At 56.6% G+C, this 16,143-nt stretch carries 18 protein-coding genes; 12 read left to right on the forward strand and 6 right to left on the reverse strand.

All coding sequences use genetic code 11. The annotated features are described in order from the left end of the window. Positions 1-574 (forward strand): DUF6807 family protein (locus tag AC1XOS_RS09855; RefSeq protein WP_481962049.1); only part of this gene is annotated, 574 nt, incomplete at its 5' end. Positions 575-594: 20 nt separating this feature from the next. On the opposite strand, the gene AC1XOS_RS09860 is transcribed toward AC1XOS_RS09855, so the two are convergent. Beyond that, positions 595-1,113, reverse strand: a complete 519-nt coding sequence (locus AC1XOS_RS09860; RefSeq protein ID WP_481962050.1) for a DUF6989 domain-containing protein — start codon at positions 1,111-1,113, stop codon at positions 595-597. Between the two features lie 465 nt (positions 1,114-1,578). On the opposite strand from AC1XOS_RS09860, the gene dnaA reads away from it, so the two are divergent. From dnaA to AC1XOS_RS09880, 4 genes are all read left to right on the forward strand, one after another. After that, on the forward strand, positions 1,579-3,342 hold the full coding sequence (gene dnaA / locus AC1XOS_RS09865; protein WP_481962051.1) for a chromosomal replication initiator protein DnaA: 1,764 nt from the start codon (positions 1,579-1,581) through the stop codon (positions 3,340-3,342). A 679-nt stretch (positions 3,343-4,021) separates the two neighbouring features. Beyond that, complete coding sequence (purS, locus tag AC1XOS_RS09870) at positions 4,022-4,264, forward strand: phosphoribosylformylglycinamidine synthase subunit PurS (protein ID WP_481962052.1); 243 nt, start codon at positions 4,022-4,024, stop codon at positions 4,262-4,264. Beyond that, positions 4,261-4,950, forward strand: coding sequence for a phosphoribosylformylglycinamidine synthase subunit PurQ (purQ, locus tag AC1XOS_RS09875; protein ID WP_481962053.1), 690 nt, complete (start codon positions 4,261-4,263; stop codon positions 4,948-4,950). Before purS ends, purQ begins: the two co-directional genes overlap by 4 nt. Positions 4,951-4,957: 7 nt before the next feature. Then, on the forward strand, positions 4,958-5,644 hold the full coding sequence (locus AC1XOS_RS09880; RefSeq protein ID WP_481962054.1) for a Crp/Fnr family transcriptional regulator: 687 nt from the start codon (positions 4,958-4,960) through the stop codon (positions 5,642-5,644). Here AC1XOS_RS09880 and plsY read toward each other — a convergent pair. Then, positions 5,628-6,215 (reverse strand): glycerol-3-phosphate 1-O-acyltransferase PlsY, encoded by a 588-nt coding sequence (plsY, locus tag AC1XOS_RS09885; RefSeq protein WP_481962066.1) that lies wholly within the window; start codon positions 6,213-6,215, stop codon positions 5,628-5,630. The two genes, AC1XOS_RS09880 and plsY, sit on opposite strands and share 17 nt — an antisense overlap. Positions 6,216-6,226: 11 nt before the next feature. Beyond that, a complete protein-coding gene (gene zwf, locus AC1XOS_RS09890; RefSeq protein WP_481962055.1) occupies positions 6,227-7,687 on the reverse strand; it encodes a glucose-6-phosphate dehydrogenase in 1,461 nt (486 codons plus the stop codon). Between the two features lie 27 nt (positions 7,688-7,714). Here zwf and AC1XOS_RS09895 point away from each other — a divergent pair, with 27 nt between their 5' ends. Next, a complete protein-coding gene (locus AC1XOS_RS09895; protein ID WP_481962056.1) occupies positions 7,715-9,007 on the forward strand; it encodes a PhoPQ-activated pathogenicity-related family protein in 1,293 nt (430 codons plus the stop codon). A gap of 84 nt (positions 9,008-9,091) precedes the next feature. Beyond that, entirely contained in the window at positions 9,092-9,334 is a 243-nt protein-coding gene (locus AC1XOS_RS09900) for a hypothetical protein (RefSeq protein ID WP_481962057.1), read from the forward strand. Between the two features lie 10 nt (positions 9,335-9,344). Here the strand turns inward: AC1XOS_RS09900 and AC1XOS_RS09905 are convergent, their stop codons facing one another. Genes AC1XOS_RS09905 through AC1XOS_RS09915 form a run of 3 tightly spaced genes read right to left on the reverse strand, consistent with a single transcriptional unit; the run spans position 9,345 to position 12,293 of the window. Next, complete coding sequence (locus AC1XOS_RS09905; protein ID WP_481962058.1) at positions 9,345-10,460, reverse strand: DUF3472 domain-containing protein; 1,116 nt, start codon at positions 10,458-10,460, stop codon at positions 9,345-9,347. 24 nt (positions 10,461-10,484) lie between these two features. After that, positions 10,485-12,086, reverse strand: coding sequence for a sulfatase-like hydrolase/transferase (locus tag AC1XOS_RS09910; protein WP_481962059.1), 1,602 nt, complete (start codon positions 12,084-12,086; stop codon positions 10,485-10,487). Between the two features lie 3 nt (positions 12,087-12,089). Then, complete coding sequence (locus AC1XOS_RS09915) at positions 12,090-12,293, reverse strand: hypothetical protein (RefSeq protein WP_481962060.1); 204 nt, start codon at positions 12,291-12,293, stop codon at positions 12,090-12,092. Positions 12,294-12,422: 129 nt separating this feature from the next. Between AC1XOS_RS09915 and hisF the strand changes: the two genes are divergently transcribed. The 5 genes from hisF to AC1XOS_RS09940 form a co-directional block, all read left to right on the forward strand. Further along, on the forward strand, positions 12,423-13,190 hold the full coding sequence (gene hisF / locus AC1XOS_RS09920; RefSeq protein ID WP_481962061.1) for an imidazole glycerol phosphate synthase subunit HisF: 768 nt from the start codon (positions 12,423-12,425) through the stop codon (positions 13,188-13,190). A gap of 36 nt (positions 13,191-13,226) precedes the next feature. Further along, positions 13,227-14,435 (forward strand): amidohydrolase family protein, encoded by a 1,209-nt coding sequence (locus AC1XOS_RS09925; protein ID WP_481962062.1) that lies wholly within the window; start codon positions 13,227-13,229, stop codon positions 14,433-14,435. 35 nt (positions 14,436-14,470) lie between these two features. Next, positions 14,471-15,040: a hypothetical protein gene (locus tag AC1XOS_RS09930; protein WP_481962063.1), complete on the forward strand. Its 570-nt coding sequence runs from the start codon at positions 14,471-14,473 to the stop codon at positions 15,038-15,040. Then, complete coding sequence (hisI, locus tag AC1XOS_RS09935; RefSeq protein ID WP_481962064.1) at positions 15,037-15,444, forward strand: phosphoribosyl-AMP cyclohydrolase; 408 nt, start codon at positions 15,037-15,039, stop codon at positions 15,442-15,444. Before AC1XOS_RS09930 ends, hisI begins: the two co-directional genes overlap by 4 nt. A gap of 76 nt (positions 15,445-15,520) precedes the next feature. Further along, the coding region (locus tag AC1XOS_RS09940) for a hypothetical protein (protein ID WP_481962065.1) at positions 15,521-16,143 on the forward strand (623 nt) is incomplete at its 3' end.

Here is a 16,143-nt window from a genome sequence, read left to right on the forward strand (position 1 = left end):
CCTTCACGTCCCCCACGCGATTCTCCGAGCAGACAGATTTATCCAAACCTATAGCCATGTCTCCTGGGAAGACCGAGGAGAAGAACGGATCGGTGAGCACAGAGACTGGCGCTGTGGCTTTCTTGAAGACGGCGCTACGCTCCTAAAATGGCGGTTTACTCTAGGCGGCGACGACCCGCAAGACGTGACGCTTGACCGGACGCCTTTTACCACCTGGGGCGGGTACGGTGGCCTCTTCGTGCGCCTCAAAAACGACCTAGAGAACCCGCGTCTGGTCTTCGATGATGGCACGGTCACGACGCGCTGCACGGGCGAGCGCTACAAGTGGGGCGGCATTGAAGGCACCACACCCGACGGCAAGGACTGCGCCGTGGTCTTTCTGCCCTCGCCCGAGAACATGCGCTACCCCGAGCCCTTCTATGGCGCCGCCAAGACCGACTACAACTTCTTCGGCCCCGCGCCGCTTTTCCACGAGCCGATCGTCCTCAAAAACGGCGAGACCTTCACCTACCAGGTCAGAGTCCTCGTTCTACCGCGCCGCATCAACCCCGACGAGATCAACACCTACCTTTAATTTCCCCCGCCCGGCGGGGGTTAGGGGGGCCACACCGGCCTCGCCCCGCGCCCTATAAACTCCACCAGCCCCCAGCCAACCAAACCACCGATCACCGTCACCAGCCCTGCCATAGCCCCGAGCTGGGCGGCGCGGCGGTAGCACTCGGTGCGGAGAGTAAAGTGCCCCCAGAGCGCCAGGCCCGCCCCGATCACAAACTCCGCGACAATGATATAGACCGGCGTGTGCCCCAGCATCAGGCAGTTCTTGTAGCGCCACCAGTGCGCCCCCCAGGCCATCTCCTCGTAAAACGGAATCAGAGACGCTCCCAACACCCCGGTCAGTAGTGCGCCACGGATGAAACCAAAGCGCTCAATGGCCCGATTTCCCAGAGTTCCCACTTGAAGCGCGACCAGCGCCCACGAAAGCGGCATCCACCACGGCGACTCCAAAAGCAAGGCCGAGTGAGCCATAGAATAGTCCAGTGTCCGGGTGCTACGAACACACAAAAAGTCCGCCAGCAGCTCCACGACTCCAAACATCATCGCGGAAAAAAGCAAACAAGCGAGTGCCTTATCGCGGGTTTTAAATATGTAAAATACACACGAAATAAATATTAAGAGATTCAGAGCCACCGCACTCCGACCATTCGAGTTTGCCATGCGCGAACAAGCAAACGAAAAGCCAACGGAGATAAGAACCATCCCCCAGACAAAATACTGTCTATTTAATTCTTTTTTATTACTATTAGCTATCATTAGATATTAAATTAAACAATTGTTTACCCGACACTCAACAAGACCAGGATACCCTCTCCTCTGCCAATGTGTACAGGTTTGATAGGTATTGCAAGCAAAAAATTCTATTGCCTCTATTCGCTCGAATTTAACACTTCTGACGCTGGCTAAACACAGCAAACGACGGTTTCAGCTGCCTTGCAGAGCGCCTGTATGTGGGCTAGAATCCCCCCTGTCTCCCCGCTGGATTTTGTCTGGTGGTATCGGGACGGGGAGCACAAGACGGTCGTGAGTGAGCAACTACAATTTGAGGACGAGGACATACCCATCGTCCTAAGGCGTGCCTGGGATCGCACGCTGCGCCTGCTCGCCACACGGGTGAACAAGCCCACGTTTGAGACGCATATTCGAACCTTGAAGCCGCTCTCTCTCAGCGAACGGATGAATGAGGGACGGATTCTCTGCGATATCACACTGGGCGTTCCTTCGGCGTTTACGAGAGAGTGGGTAGAGAAGCGACATACCCCGCTTATCCAAGGGCTTCTCGAAGAAGTTCTGGACCGGGAAGTTAGACTTCAGTTTGCCTTGCTGCAAGATCAGAGCCGCACCTCTGCCGAGCAGCCAGGGCAACCAAAGGCGATTACACCAAGCCTGTTCGAGGCACCGACCAACGGTCATTTCCTCGCTCCGACCGACGCGCTGAGTCGCATCGAGCAGGTCTCCGCACCCGACGAGGCCCTGGTAGCCGCACTGCCAGAGCCTCAAGGGGAGCCCCTCACCCTTGAAGCCGAGATCGTGGTTGTCCCCTCGCCTCGCATTCCGCTCGCGCCCCCGAAAGCCAGGCAGAACACCGTGGCTGTCGCGCGCCCCCAATCTGTCAGTGGCTCAAGCTCTTCGGGCTCGACAGCGTCTCACCCCGATGCCCCCCCGCTCAATCCACGCTACACTTTTGATGCCTTCGTGACCGGGCGCAGCAATCGCTTGGCAGAGGGTGGTGCCCATGCCGTCGCGCAGGCACCTGGCGAGGTCTACAACCCGCTGTTTCTCTACGGCCCTCCCGGAATCGGCAAGACACACCTGATGCACGCCATCGGCCACCACGTCGTGGCGCAGCGTGGCCCGGAGCATGTCTGCTATGTCTCGGGTGAGGCTTTCACTACCGCCTTTGTTAAAGCCAGCCGCGAGAACAAGATGGAAGAGTTCCGTCGGCGCTGGCGCAACATTGATGTCTTCCTGCTTGATGACATTCAGTTCATTGCGGGCAAGGATAAGACCAACGAAGAGTTTTTCCACACGTTTAACGCGCTCTACCAGACCGGCAAGCAGATCGTGATCTCGTCGGACCGGAGCCCGCGTGAGCTAAAGATGATGGACGAGCGCCTGCGCTCGCGCTTTGAGTCCGGCCTGATCGCCGATATCGCGCCGCCGGATCTGGAGACGCGCCTGGCCATCTTGCAGAAAAAAGCCGAGGTGGAGCGCATGCGCATCCCCGATGATGTGCTGATGTACATGGCGCGCCTCGTGCAGAGCAATATCCGAACGCTAGAGGGTGCCCTTGTCAAGCTGGTCGCCTATGCGTCGCTGGTCAACTCCCCCGTCACGGAAGAGCTAGCCTCGGACATCCTAGCGCGGTATTTTGCGTCGGCGGGGCTTGGGAGCCTTCCTGCCGACCCCAATGGCCCTGTGGGGCTTCTGGAGGCCGCACAAGCCATCTCCGGCGCACCCCGAGGCCGTATTACCGCCGATATTATCCAAGCTGTCGTCGCGCGGCGCTACGGCCTGGATCCTGAGGCACTCAAGGGCAAGAAGCGCGATAAAGAGACCGCCCGTGCCCGGCAAGTGGCGATGCTACTCATGCGTGAGCTCACCGAGACCAGCCTGCCAGGGATCGGCCAGTTCTTCGGGGGCCGCGACCACACCACGGTCATGCACGCCTGCACCAGCCTCCGCGACCAGCTCACCGGCGACGACACGCTCCGTGAGCTTCTCAGTGAGCTTAGCAACCAGATTCGCCAGGAATCTAACCCCTCAACCGATCCCGTAGCTCCGTAAGCCCTCTCCCTTAGCACGAACCAGCGCTCTTGCGCTCGGTTCATTTCTGCACGTCTCCACTTCGCATGTCTTAGTACTTCATTGCCTTGAAGTGTCTCAAATTTGTCTCAAATAAAATCCTCTAAAGAACGGCTTAATTTATACCGATCTTAAAAAAATAGTTATCCACAGGCCTGTGGATAACCTGTGGATAACTTGTGGATAACCTGTGGATAACTCGGGCTTGCCTGTGGATAACTTCTGTTCTCTAAGCGTTTGCCTGTGGATAACCTGTGGATAACTTTGGGCTGCCTGTGGATAACTCGGCAGTTATCCACAGGCAAAATCGAGTTATCCACAGGCCTGTGGATAACTTTGTTTGCCTAAAATTTTGGTACACTCAGAGCTTGAGGCTTTCTTTTGTTTGTATTTAGTTTGCCTTTTTTTGGTAATAATTTAACTTTGCCTTACAAAGTGTTTGAGTGATTTTACGAGTTATCCACAGGCTAGGGCTTTCACCTACTACTACTACTAAGAGTAATAAAAAAAAGAGATAGTAGAAACTAAGAAAGAGACGCTTGGCGGAAAGCGAAGCGCCTTTCCAAGCCTTGACGGAAGAAAGAAGACATGGCATACTGGAGATCGTCCACACCCACCAGAATCCATCTCCCCTATCCGAAACTCCCGAAAGGAATCTCTCTTGTCTAAAGTCACTGTCACCGTTACGCTCAAGCCTGCTCTCTTGGACGCTCAGGGGCGCACTATCCAGGAAGCGCTGCATAGCCTAGGCTACACCGATGTCAAAAATGTCCGTGTCGGGAAAGTGATTGAGCTTGAAACCGCAAACCCCGAAGAGGCTAAGGCGATGTGCGAGAAGCTTCTTGCCAACCCCGTGATGGAGTCGTATCACATCGAAGTGGACGCTAATGGAGTGGCGGAGTGAGCGGTTTTACGGCAGGGGTGATTGTCTTTCCTGGCTCTAACTGCGATCGGGATGCCGCCAATGCCTGGAAAGAGCTGGGCTGTGGGGAAGCGAAGCTCCTCTGGCACCAGAGTACCGAGCTCCAGAACGTGGATATCGTCATTGTGCCCGGAGGCTTTTCCTACGGGGATGCACTGCGAGCCGGAGCCATTGCGCGGTTTGCCCCGATCATGGACGAGGTGGCGAAGTTTGCGGCAGGGGGCGGCTTGGTGATGGGAATCTGCAACGGCTTTCAGATTCTCTGTGAGGCGGGCCTGCTTCCAGGAGCGCTGGCACGCAACGAGGGCCTGAAGTTTGTCTGCAAGCACGTAGACCTCAGAGTCGAGACAACCAACTCTGCGTTCACGAGCACCTGTGAGAAAGCTGCGACTCTCTCGATTCCCATTGCCCACGGCGAAGGGCGCTATATCTGTGCCCCAGAGACGCATGCCCAGCTTGTGGACGAAGATCGGATTCTTTTTCGCTACACAGGTGGCAATCCCAATGGCTCTCAGGACGACATTGCGGGGGTGCTGGGGGGGCCGAGGCGCAATGTGATGGGGATGATGCCCCACCCTGAGCGTGCGATCCGAGCGGGGCTTGGCTCCGCAGATGGGGCCTGCGTGTTTCAGAGCATTCTTGCGACGTTGACTCAGGCTCAGGTATAACAGAGACATGATTCTATCGAAGGCACTAGGGGCCATCCCTCTTTTCTCGGGGCTCACGGAAGAGCAGCTGGAGTACGTGGCAAAGTACCTGAAGCGCCGGAGCTATGCAGAGCGTGATGTGATTGTCCGGCGAGGCACACCGGGAGATGCACTGTTTATCCTAACATCGGGGAAAGCAAAGTGTGTCTATCTAGACTCTGAGGACGAGACTATTATTGCGATCTATCGTCCGGGCGACTTCTTTGGAGAGTTCTCCGTTCTGGATGGGGAGGAGCGCTCCGCTGATGTCGTCGCGCTAGAGCCCACCGAAGTTCTGGCACTCCCTGCCGAAGACTTCCATGCCTGTCTCCATGCCGTCCCTGGAATTGCCGTCGAGCTTCTCAAGCAGCTTGCAGGCCGCCTACGCCGCGCCACGAGCTGGATTCGCTCGCTCTCCAGCCAGGATGTCTATGGCCGCATCGCCAGCCAGCTCTTGCACCTGTCCAAAACCCACGGTGTGGATGTGGAAAATGGTGCGGGTCGTCGGATTGAGCTGAGACTCACCCAGAACGACATGGCGAGCCTTGTCGGAGCATCGCGTGAGTCAGTGAACAAGGCGATGGGCTATTTTAAGCAAAAAGGCTTTATCGCTGTGGATACCACCTATCACATCACGGTCTACGACCACGATGCCCTGGTTAAGCGGGCGGCGTAGCTTTCTTTCGTAGCCGATTCTCTTCGCCTTTTCGCAGGCGCTGGATGTTGCTCCGGTGGCGAATGATCACAAACAGTCCCACAACGGCTCCAAAGAGCTTCATGGGCAGTGGGTCGCCAAAGACCCAAAAGAGCGTAGCCTGAGCCACAGCGGCAGCGATAGAGCCCACTGAGATATAGTCCGTGACGGCGACGACCACAATGAAAATCCCGAAGGCGATCAAGGCCACGCGCCCGTCGAGGCCTAGCAGTACCCCCAAAGTTGTCGCGACCCCCTTGCCGCCTTTAAAGCGCACAAACGGCGAGTAGATATGCCCAAAGACCCCCGCGAGTCCTACCCCGACCAGCCACTCCGGCGAGAATCCTAGCCTCTGCGCGGCGAAAACGGGGATCCAGCCCTTGAGCGTGTCCAAAATAAAGACCAGCGCCCCTAGTGGCTTGCCTAGCTCCCGCATCGCATTGGACGCCCCGATATTGCCAGAGCCCTTCGTTCTAAGGTCCACTCCCTTGAGCTTGCCAATCACTAAACCAAAGGGAATTGCCCCAAACAGAAACGCCAGCAGGCAGACCATCTCCGGACGCACTAGGGCTCTCTCCAGCTCTGGCCGGGATCTAGCAGCGTGCTTGCCTTCTCAGGCCCCCAGGTGTTAGAAAAGTAGGGCTGAACGTCATGAGGACGCTCTTTCCACGCCTCCATCACGGGAGTCAGTAGCTTCCAGGCAGCCTCGACTTCATCACCACGGGCAAAGAGGCTTGCATCCCCACGAATCGTGTCTAGGATCAGGCGTTCATAGGCATCGGCGATAGGAATGTCTTTGAACTCATCCCGATAGAGAAATCCTAGGTTGACGGGATGGAGTGCCATGTCTGGGCCGGGTTTCTTGGCTCCCATCTGAAGGAAAATCCCTTCATCGGGCTGGATGCGCAGCACCAGGACATTGGAATGTACTTCATCACGGTTGGTTCGGGCAAAGAGCACTTGGGGGATCGTCTTAAACTGCACCGCCACCTCGGTCATGCGCTTGGGCATCGCCTTGGCGCAGCGAACATAAAAGGGTGTCCCCGCCCAGCGCCAGTTGTCCATGTGTAGTTTCATGGCCACAAAGGTCTCCGTGTCCGATCCCGGAGGAACGCCCTCTTCGTGGCGGTAGCTATCGTACTGCCCACGAACCGTCATGTAGTGGACTTCCTCGCGGGGAATGGGCCGAATTCCCCGAATGGCTTTCACTTTCTCATCGCGCACTGCGTTGGCATCGAGGCGCACGGGAGCCTCCATCGCCACGAGAGAAAGAATCTGGAGCGCGTGGTTTTGCAGCACATCGCGCGTCATCCCAGTCGCGTCGAAGAAGTTGCCACGCCCCTCTACGCCAATTTTTTCCGCCACGGTGATCTGCACATGATCCACGTACTTATGGTTCCAGAGTGGCTCAAAGATCTCATTGGCGAACCGGAAGAAGAGAATATTCTGAACCGTCTCTTTGCCGAGATAGTGGTCAATCCGGTAGACCTGATCTTCGGTAAAGTGTCCCAGGAGTGCCTCGTTCAGGTGTCGACTGGTCTCTAAATCGTACCCAAAAGGCTTCTCGACGATCACCCGTGCCCAGCCATGGTCGGTCATCCCTTTGCGCGAGAGCCCCGAGGCTCCTAGATGCCCCACCACTCCTTCGTACTGCTCTGGGGGAATTGCCAGATAGAAAAGCCAGTTATGTTTGACATTGTGCTCAATGTCAAGTGTTTGTAGTTTATCATGTAAGGCAGTAAAACCCTCAGCGGAGTCAAACTCACCACGAACATAGAAGCAGTGCTCGGCAAAGGAGTCCCACTTATCCAGAGGAACTTTCGGAGCAAACTCCGCCATAGATGCTTTGAGATCGTCTCGGAAAATCGCATCGTCTTTATCACGTCGGGCGTAGGCGAGGATGACAAAGTCTTCAGGAAGCAGTCCCTCGCAGTGAAGTGCATAGAGAGCAGGGGTCAGTTTGCGGCGGGTTAGGTCGCCCGTAGCGCCGAAGAGAACAAATACGCAGGGATCAAGATCGTTCATTCCGATTATCAGGGTATCATAATACCCATGAACCGACGATGTTTTCTTTCAAGTATTACCGGCGCTACTCTTACGGGCACACTGCCGTCAGTCGCCATGGCCGAGGGCGGTCTAAAGGGCTATATTGCCCGTCCTGAACCTGTGTATAAGTGGGAAAAGCGTAGTGAAAAAAAGATCGCAGGCGGAGTGCTCCATGAGCTCTGGCTCGTCTCCCAGACCTGGCACGAGCATATCTGGGAGCACCGGCTCCAGCTCTTTGTGCCCGATAAGATCACCTCGCCAGATTTTTGTACACTTCTGAATACGGGCGGTGGAGGTAGTAGCGCTGAAGAGCTTATCGGGATGTTTGCGGCAACCAACACAGGAAATGTCTTTGCGATTCTGTATCATATCCCTAAGCAGCCGCTCTACGGTGGGCTTACTGAAGATGCATTAATTGTCTATACCTGGCAGAAATTCTTAGAAACCGGCGATGACACCTGGCCACTGCACTTTCCGATGGCCAAGGCGGTGATCAAAGCCATGGACGCGCTCCAGAGCTTTCGCCCGGAGCTCAAGCGCTTTCTGATCACCGGGGCGAGCAAGCGCGGCTGGACGACCTGGCTGGTGGGCGCAAGTGGCGATCCGCGCGTGGTCGGGATCGCCCCGATGGTCATTGATATTCTCAATGTCGAGAAGCAGATTGGGCACCAGCTGGAGATGCTCGGTAAGCCCAGCGAGCAAGTCGGCGACTACACCGCTGTGGGCTTTGATAAGCTCCTGCTCGCTCCGCGCGGCAAAGAGCTGATGCGACTAGAAGACCCCTACTCCTACCGAAACCAGCTCACGCTTCCCAAGTTAATCTTACTGGGCACTAACGATAGATACTGGTCGCAAGATGCGCTGAATCTCTACTGGGACGATCTGAAAGGTCCCAAGTGGGTGCTCTACTTACCTAACTCTGGCCATGGAATGGAAGACCGAGGGCGCTTGCTTACCACGCTCTCTGCCTTTGCACGAACGCTGGCGGCAAAGAAAAAGTGGCCCGAGCCGCGCTGGAAATGGAACAGAGGGGGCAGTAGTCGCACGGCGGAACTGATTGTCCAGAGCGATGTCGCACTGAAGTCTGCCCGAATCTTCCGTTGCACGGCCGCAACCACCGATTTTCGGGACGCCAAGTGGACGTCAGAAGAGATCTCGGTCATGGGAAAGCAAGCTACAGGCCGCTACCAGGCTCCAGAAACGGGCTTCGCTGCTATCTATGCGGAGCTGACCTATGAGCTAGAGCCAGGTAAGCCTTTCACGCTAGCAACCCAGATGAAAATACTGGGAAAGCCCTAGGGAAATAGATCCTTATCCGTAGATATGCTGGTTTTTGTGGGAAATAATGCTTTATAGTAAAAATTAAAGTACGATGGCTCAACCGTGAACTATTTGAGCCAAAAAGACAAAGTTGTTGCTTCAGTAATGGCGCTCTCGACCGTGGGACTTCTGGGGGCATTTAGTGCCCAGGTAGTACTGGGGGCGCAGCGTGCCCTCGCCAAACAGACAGCGACATCAACTCTCACGACTCTGCATGTCTCCTCGCAGCCAGGAGTGGGGAGCCTGGGAGCGCTGGTGCTCGGCAGTATCTCCCTCGCTCTGACGCGGCGTATCCTACGCGGCTAGAGCCCATAACCTAGCGCTCTTTAGGGAGTGGCTCAGGGGGCTTGCCGTGCAGCTTGCGCGGGGGAAGCGGATCTTTATAGGCGATCCCGTTTTTGACAAAGCCGCCATTGGAGAGATACCAGCGACCACTCTTTGCAACACCCGCTGCAAAGTCTAATCTATCTTTTGCTCGTCCTGTGGCATCACAACTAAAGCTTGCCGACTCTAGCTCTTGCCATTTATTGTTATTTGTGCGGATCCAGCTTGGGCCAAACTCTGCCAGGCGTAGTAGCTGCCCATTGTCGCCGCCGAAGTTCTCGTTGAAGGAGTAGAGGCCACGGAGATAGTTGCCGTCTTTGGGCGCACGGAAGCGGGCGATCAGGCCCCAGCTCTTTTTCTCAGGGAACCAGAAGTAGCCGGAGTAGATGGTCTGCTGGCCGCTGCCCATAGGGACGGGCTCGGCATGAACGAGAAATTTGTAGGTCGTGTCTTTTTGCCAGGGATAGACGAGATGGCTGTGCCCGCCCGTGCCTTCGTTGCCAAAGCCACTCGCGACTACCCCCTCGCCTTTGGCTAAGAGCTTGACTTGGTCTTCATCGGCGACTTTGCTGCGGTCTATCCCCTCGTTGCCACTGTCCCAGATCGAGAAGATAATCCGGCGCTCTGTGGGACTATTCACCTGGATGCCAAAGTAGCCCCGTGCAAACCCGCAGGCCATGTAGTACGAGTAAAGCGGCGTCGTACGAACCGTCACTTCGTTGTAGAACCACTCGGCCTTGATTTCTTTGTCCAGCGCGTAGCTCAGATGCACCGATGCCGCGTTCTTGCGCTCTTTAAGATTAAAATGTGCCTCTTTACTGGCAGGCCCGGAGAGCAGGAGCGCCTCCGCTTTCCCGGGAGCCTTCAGTGCGAAGCGCCAGTAGCCGGGCGTGACGGTGATGGTTTCTTTCTTTTCGACAAGGCGCTTGCGGGCACCACCTGGCTTGAGGATGCCCCCTGCGGGCACTTTTTCGACAAATAGCTCGCCTTGTCTGCCCTCCAAATCGAGCGTGAGGGGCCCCGCATGCGTGAGCTCGCCGTACCAGACCAGAGCCCCATTTTCCTCATAGGCGGTAAAGGCAGGGATGCGAAGTGTTTCTTGGTGCATGCCTTCTTTTTCACCACCCAGGGGCTAATTTCCTAGTTGTGGCGTGACACCGGTGAAGGCATAGGGTTTTTCGAGGGTGGAGTAGTAGCTCTGATCGGACAGGCGGGGAAGATTTTGACCGAAGTAGCGCGTGAGCACAAGACGAAAAATATTGATGGGGGTCACCGACTCGCCCAGTAGCTCCTTGGCTTTCCCGTCGGGCGTGGCAACAGCCATCAGGTTATAGAATACTTCGTTAATATCGGTGTTGGCCAGCGACTGCCAGTCGGTCTTCATGCGCGGTCCGTGGTCGCCCATCAGAACAATCACTGTGGGGCGCGTGGCGTTTTTCTGGATCGTATCCAGAGCCTCCAAGACTTTTTGATTGAGATAGACGAGCTGGTCGGCGTAGCCTTGGCGGTAGTTTTTCTCTGGCCCACGGTGCGTATAGTCAGTGGCATCGCCGATGGTAAAACTCTCGCTGGCTGGGTAGCGGGGCTCGCCTTTTGGGCCAAAGACAAACGGCGGATGGGGAGCCAGGATATGGGCGAAGATGAACTTCGGCTGCGCGAGCGCGGCAGCGGCAGGCAGGTTGGTGTCTAGTGCACTGAGCAAGCGGCTCCGGTGATCGTCGAAGGCGGTGCGCTCAAACCGGAGTAAGAAGCCCAGTGGCGTGCGTAAAAGTAGCATTCGCTCTGTGTCCGTCAGGCGAAAGCCGCGCGGTGTGACTTGCTCAAAAAGACGATCCGCGGTGGGAGTTTGGGTCTGGACAACGCCGGTTGGGACAGAGATAAACAAGAATCCTTTTGGCTTCAAAAGAGCGCGAATCCGATTTTTATCAAGCGACTCCTGGCTGAAAAACGTGTCATGTTCATAAGATCTTGCAGGAGGGGTGATATAGTCAAGGTTAAAGGCCGACGAGAGCGCTAGGGGAGTCTGGATATAGTTAGCACGGCTCTTTCGGGCGATAAAGAAGCCGCGCTTCTCTAGCTCCTGTAAAAAAGGCGCATTATCGAGACCATAGAGCCTCTGGAGCACGTCCTGACGACCGTAGCCATCTAGAACGATACAGATGAGGTCAGGGAGTGTGCTAGAGGGAAGGGGCTGCGTCGGCATGGCGGTCATGGAGCTGCTTGCTGTGGGGAGGGAAGCGCGAGGAACTTTCGCCAGTCGAACCAGGCTGGGCACGAGCGAGCCTAGTAAGACACCGCTGAAAAACGTCGCGCGCGTCAAGAGTTTTGCAGCATCACGAACCCGATAAAAGACACCAAGCACTACCAGAGAGAGAGTCAACAAGAGGCTAATGTCCACCCAAGGGGCTTCGATAGCGGGTGTTTGATGGGGGAAAAGTAACTTGAGAAAGTCCCGAACTTCAGGGGCAACCCAGGCAAGCACAAGATCATGGCTAAAGAAGAGGAGAAGAATCGTAGCGGTTAAAGTAGCGGCTCGCTCTGGATTGCGCCTTGTCGTGACCCAGAAAAAGCCCCCAAGACCCAGTGTCAGGAGTAGTCCTACCAGTAAAGGTCGCAGGAGGCTGTTGCCCGCAAGCTCTGTCCCATTTTGACTCCACGTCCCCAATACCGGGTAGAGCAGTGCACAGAGCGGTCCAAAGACGAGAGTGGTGCCTCGCCAGAGTCGCCGCCGCATCCGTTACTTTCGCCGCCAGGCTCGTAGTCGCAACAAAAGCCCCTGAGCCAAGGCTTTTAGAGCAAACAGTCCGCCAAATAAGCCTGCCAGCGCGACTTGAAATGCATGGCTTCCGATTCCCGGATCGAGATAGGCATGGGCGGGACGAGCGGTCAAGTCCCAGACAACAAGTGCCAGGATCGTGATTTGCAGTAAGTTTCTCTTCATCTGATTTTGAGTCTCCTTAAAAAGGTTGCAACGCTCTTATTGCCATCTATGCGGGGACGAGCATCTCAAAAACAGTCTCACATGGAAAGATTAGTAAAGTATGAATTGGTGCGCGATAGAATAAAAGTCATGCTTACCCGCCGGATCATTCCCTGTCTTGATATTAAAGAGGGCCGCGTTGTAAAAGGCGTGAACTTCTTAGGCCTGCGCGATGCGGGTGACCCGGTGGAGCTGGCTGCACGCTACGATGCCCAAGGAGCTGACGAGCTGGTGTTTTTGGATATTACGGCCTCGTCGGACAAGCGTAGCTTAATTTTTGAGCTGGCCAGCCGCGTCGCCGAGCAGGTCTTTATCCCCTTCACGGTCGGGGGTGGGATTACGTGTGTGGAGGATGTACGGCGCATGGTCGCCACGGGGGCCGATAAGGTCTCGATCAACTCTGCCGCGCTCAAGAACCCTGACTTGATCCGAGAAGCCAGCGAGCGCTTCGGGAGCCAGTGCATCGTGGTTGCCATTGACCCGAAAAAGACCGGCAACACGAAGTCCGGCTGGGAGGTGCACTCCCACGGTGGGCGCACCCCGACCGGCATAGACGCGCTAGAGTGGGCCGAAAAAGTCGCAAAGCTCGGTGCGGGCGAGATATTACTCACCTCAATGGACGCCGATGGCATGAAGACGGGCTACGACCTTCCCCTCACCCGCGCCGTCTCTGAGCTCGTCTCCATTCCCATCATCGCCTCAGGCGGAGCCGGAACCCCGCAGCACCTCGTCGAAGCCGTCACCGAAGGCCGCGCCGACGCGGTCTTACTGGCCTCCATGCTCCACTACGGCGAGTACACCGTCGGGCAGCTCAAGGACTATCTCGCCGAAAATGGCGTCGCTGTTCGAAAGCTGTAAAATATCTTTTTCGCCGGTTGAAACGAGGAAAATCCCATGACTGATCTAGCTGCTTTTATAGCCACGACGACGCTGGCGGATACGCACGAGCATCTCTACCCCGAGGAAAAGTTTCTCGCCGGTGGCCCCGATGTTTTAGAGGATCTCTTCGACCACTACACGCGGGCCGATCTTGCCGTCGCGGGCGCAAGTCCAGAAGCACTCAAACGCCTGATTGATCTCAATGACCCCGATCTGCCAGGGCGCTTCTTAGGCGTTCGTGATGCCTGGGAGGCGATCCAGCACACGGGCTACGGCGAGGCGGTGCGGCTGACGGCAAAGCGGGTCTATGGGCTGGAGGAGCTTGTCCCCGAAGCGCTGGAGGCGGCGCAGAAGATTACCGAAGGCTTTCGCAAACCCGGCGAGCGACTGCGGCTTCTGAGAGATGTTGCCAATCTTTCCTATGTTCAGATAGATGATTTTCGCTGGGAGTGCGAGCCCAGCGCCGATGGGTTCTTCCAGTACGATATCAGCGTGGTCGGGCTAGTACAGGGTAATATCCCCGAGTGTTGCACCACTCCTGAGGCTGTTCGGGAGCATATCGGAAAGGGCTTCGCGCAGTGGGCACCCAAGGCGATCGCGATCAAGAGCCAGCACGCTTACAACCGGACTCTACTCTGGCAGGAGCGTACCGACAGCGAGATTGCGCCGCTTTTGGGCAAGCCCGAACCAACAGAGGCAGAAAAACTCGCGCTGGGCGACTGGATGTTTGCGCGGTGTATCGAGGAGGCGACTCGCCACGAGCTTCCCGTAAAAATCCACACGGGCTACTACGCAGGCCACAGCTACATGCCGATTGAGCGCGTCCCCTCGGGGTTGCTGACGGGGCTTCTGCGGGCCTACCCAAAGGCGCGATTTGTCCTGATGCATACCAGCTACCCCTACGGCCATGAGCAGATTGCACTGGCCAAGCACTTTCCCAATGTTTTCCTGGATTTGTGCTGGGCCTGGAGTATTGACCCGTACGCCACGCGTGATTTTGTCCGCCACGCGGTTCATGCGGTTCCGGCCAACAAGCTCTTTGCCTTTGGCGGCGACTCGTTCTGGCCCAATGCCAGCGTGAGCTACGCGTTCCAGGCGCGAACGTGGCTGACACGGGCGCTGCAAGCCGAAGTGGACGAAGCGCTCCTCACCGAGAAGCAGGCGATTTCTATTGCCGCGCGGTGGATGGGTGGCAATCAGGCGGCGTGTTTTAATTTGCCCTAGTCTGTGTGCGATAAAGAGAGTAGGAGGTTCGTATCATGAAACGCAGTGAGATCATTCGTTCGCTAGAGCTGGCCTATACCACTGAGAGCCTGATCTGGCTCCGGCGTGGCTGTGACACGCGGCCTTGGCGTGGTTTTGTGGTGGGAGCCTCGGAGACCCTAGTGCTGCTCCATGTGCTGAACGCGGGCACGATGCGGCTCAACGGCTACACGGCCATTCGCATCAAAGATATCGAGGAGTGTGTGGAAGACGAGACCTTCGCTCCCGTTGCGCTCAAGCTGCTCAGGGAGCGTCCCAAGCCTCAGCCAGACTTACTACTTCTTGACATCCCTGGCCTGCTCTCATCGGTGGGGGCGCACTTTCCCCTACTAGAAGTGTTTCAAGAGAAAAACAGCAGCTCGTTTCACATTGGGCGTGTGGTGGGCTTTGGTAAAAAGAAGGTACACTTTCAGGCGGTCTCACGTGGGGCAGAGTGGGGAGAGATTCAGAAATTCTCCTGCCGCGACATCACCCGCGTCGACTTTGGCGATGGCTACGACGAAGCACTCTGGCTGGTCGCACGCCGCCAGCCCCGCAACCTCCCGGAACGTAAGAAAAACGCATGAGCTTTCCCATTGACACCCTCAAGTTCGACGAAAACGGGCTGATCCCGGCGATTGTCCAAGATGTGAACAACCAGACCGTCCTGATGCTGGGCTTTATGAACCGCGACTCGCTCCTGCGCACCGTGAGCGAGGGCAAGGTGTGTTTCTGGAGCCGCTCCCGCCAGAAGTTCTGGCTCAAGGGCGAGACCAGCGGGATGTTTCTGCAAGTGCGCTCCGTGCGCGTCAACTGTGAGAATAACTCGCTACTCATCCTCGCAGAGCCTATCGGTCCCACCTGCCATACCGGCCATGAGTCCTGCTACTACCGCGAAGCCCAAGAAAGTGGTGAAAGGGGTGAAAGTGGCGAGTGGGTCGAGATCGCGCCCGTCCTCACCGACCCCGAAGCCCTCTACGGCAAGAAGTGAAGCCTCCCGCCTCATGGTGAGTCCAACGCACTGGAGGACTTATCTTATGTGTTGTTTTTCTGGTGCGGTGGAGAGCGTGACCAATACGCGGATTTTTGCGCGACTGACGGGCAAGGGAAGCCAGTTTGTGGTCTATCAGATGAACTGGAAGGCGCCAAAGCCTGTCGCGATGATCTTGCCGATTCCCGTAGTGCAAGGCAAGCCCGATGCGGTGCGCTTTGTCAATCTCAAAGAGTACGCTAGCTTCTTCGACGATCTCAAGAAAGGCTTCCCGGCTCCAAAAGCAAGCCGTGGTGGCTTTGGGGCAGGCAATCTCCCCGTTCCAACGTCGGCGCTGCCTGAGCCTCTGCCCGTTGCCGAAGTGGGGGACTTTGTGGCGAGCTTTGTGCCGACGATCGCCGATTTTGCCCGGCTCGATCCACGCTTTGTCCTGCCCATGGAGACCTGGGATCAGGTGCCCAGCTACCGGCGCTACGGCTTTGCGGTCTTTCAGCTCAAGGCGGCGGCAAAAAACGGCGCCAGTGTGCACCCGATGGCCTTTGAGTTCGATAACCGTATGGGCCGCTCCCTCTTCTTCCCGACTCTGCACATCCACGACGGCGTGGTGCACCCGCGCGAGGACTTCGATCACGTGCTCTACACACAGGGCGTGGTTATCGGGGAGAAAAGCCCACAGAACGCCGAGAAGTTTATCGCCAT

Source organism: Armatimonas sp. (assembly GCF_964826245.1).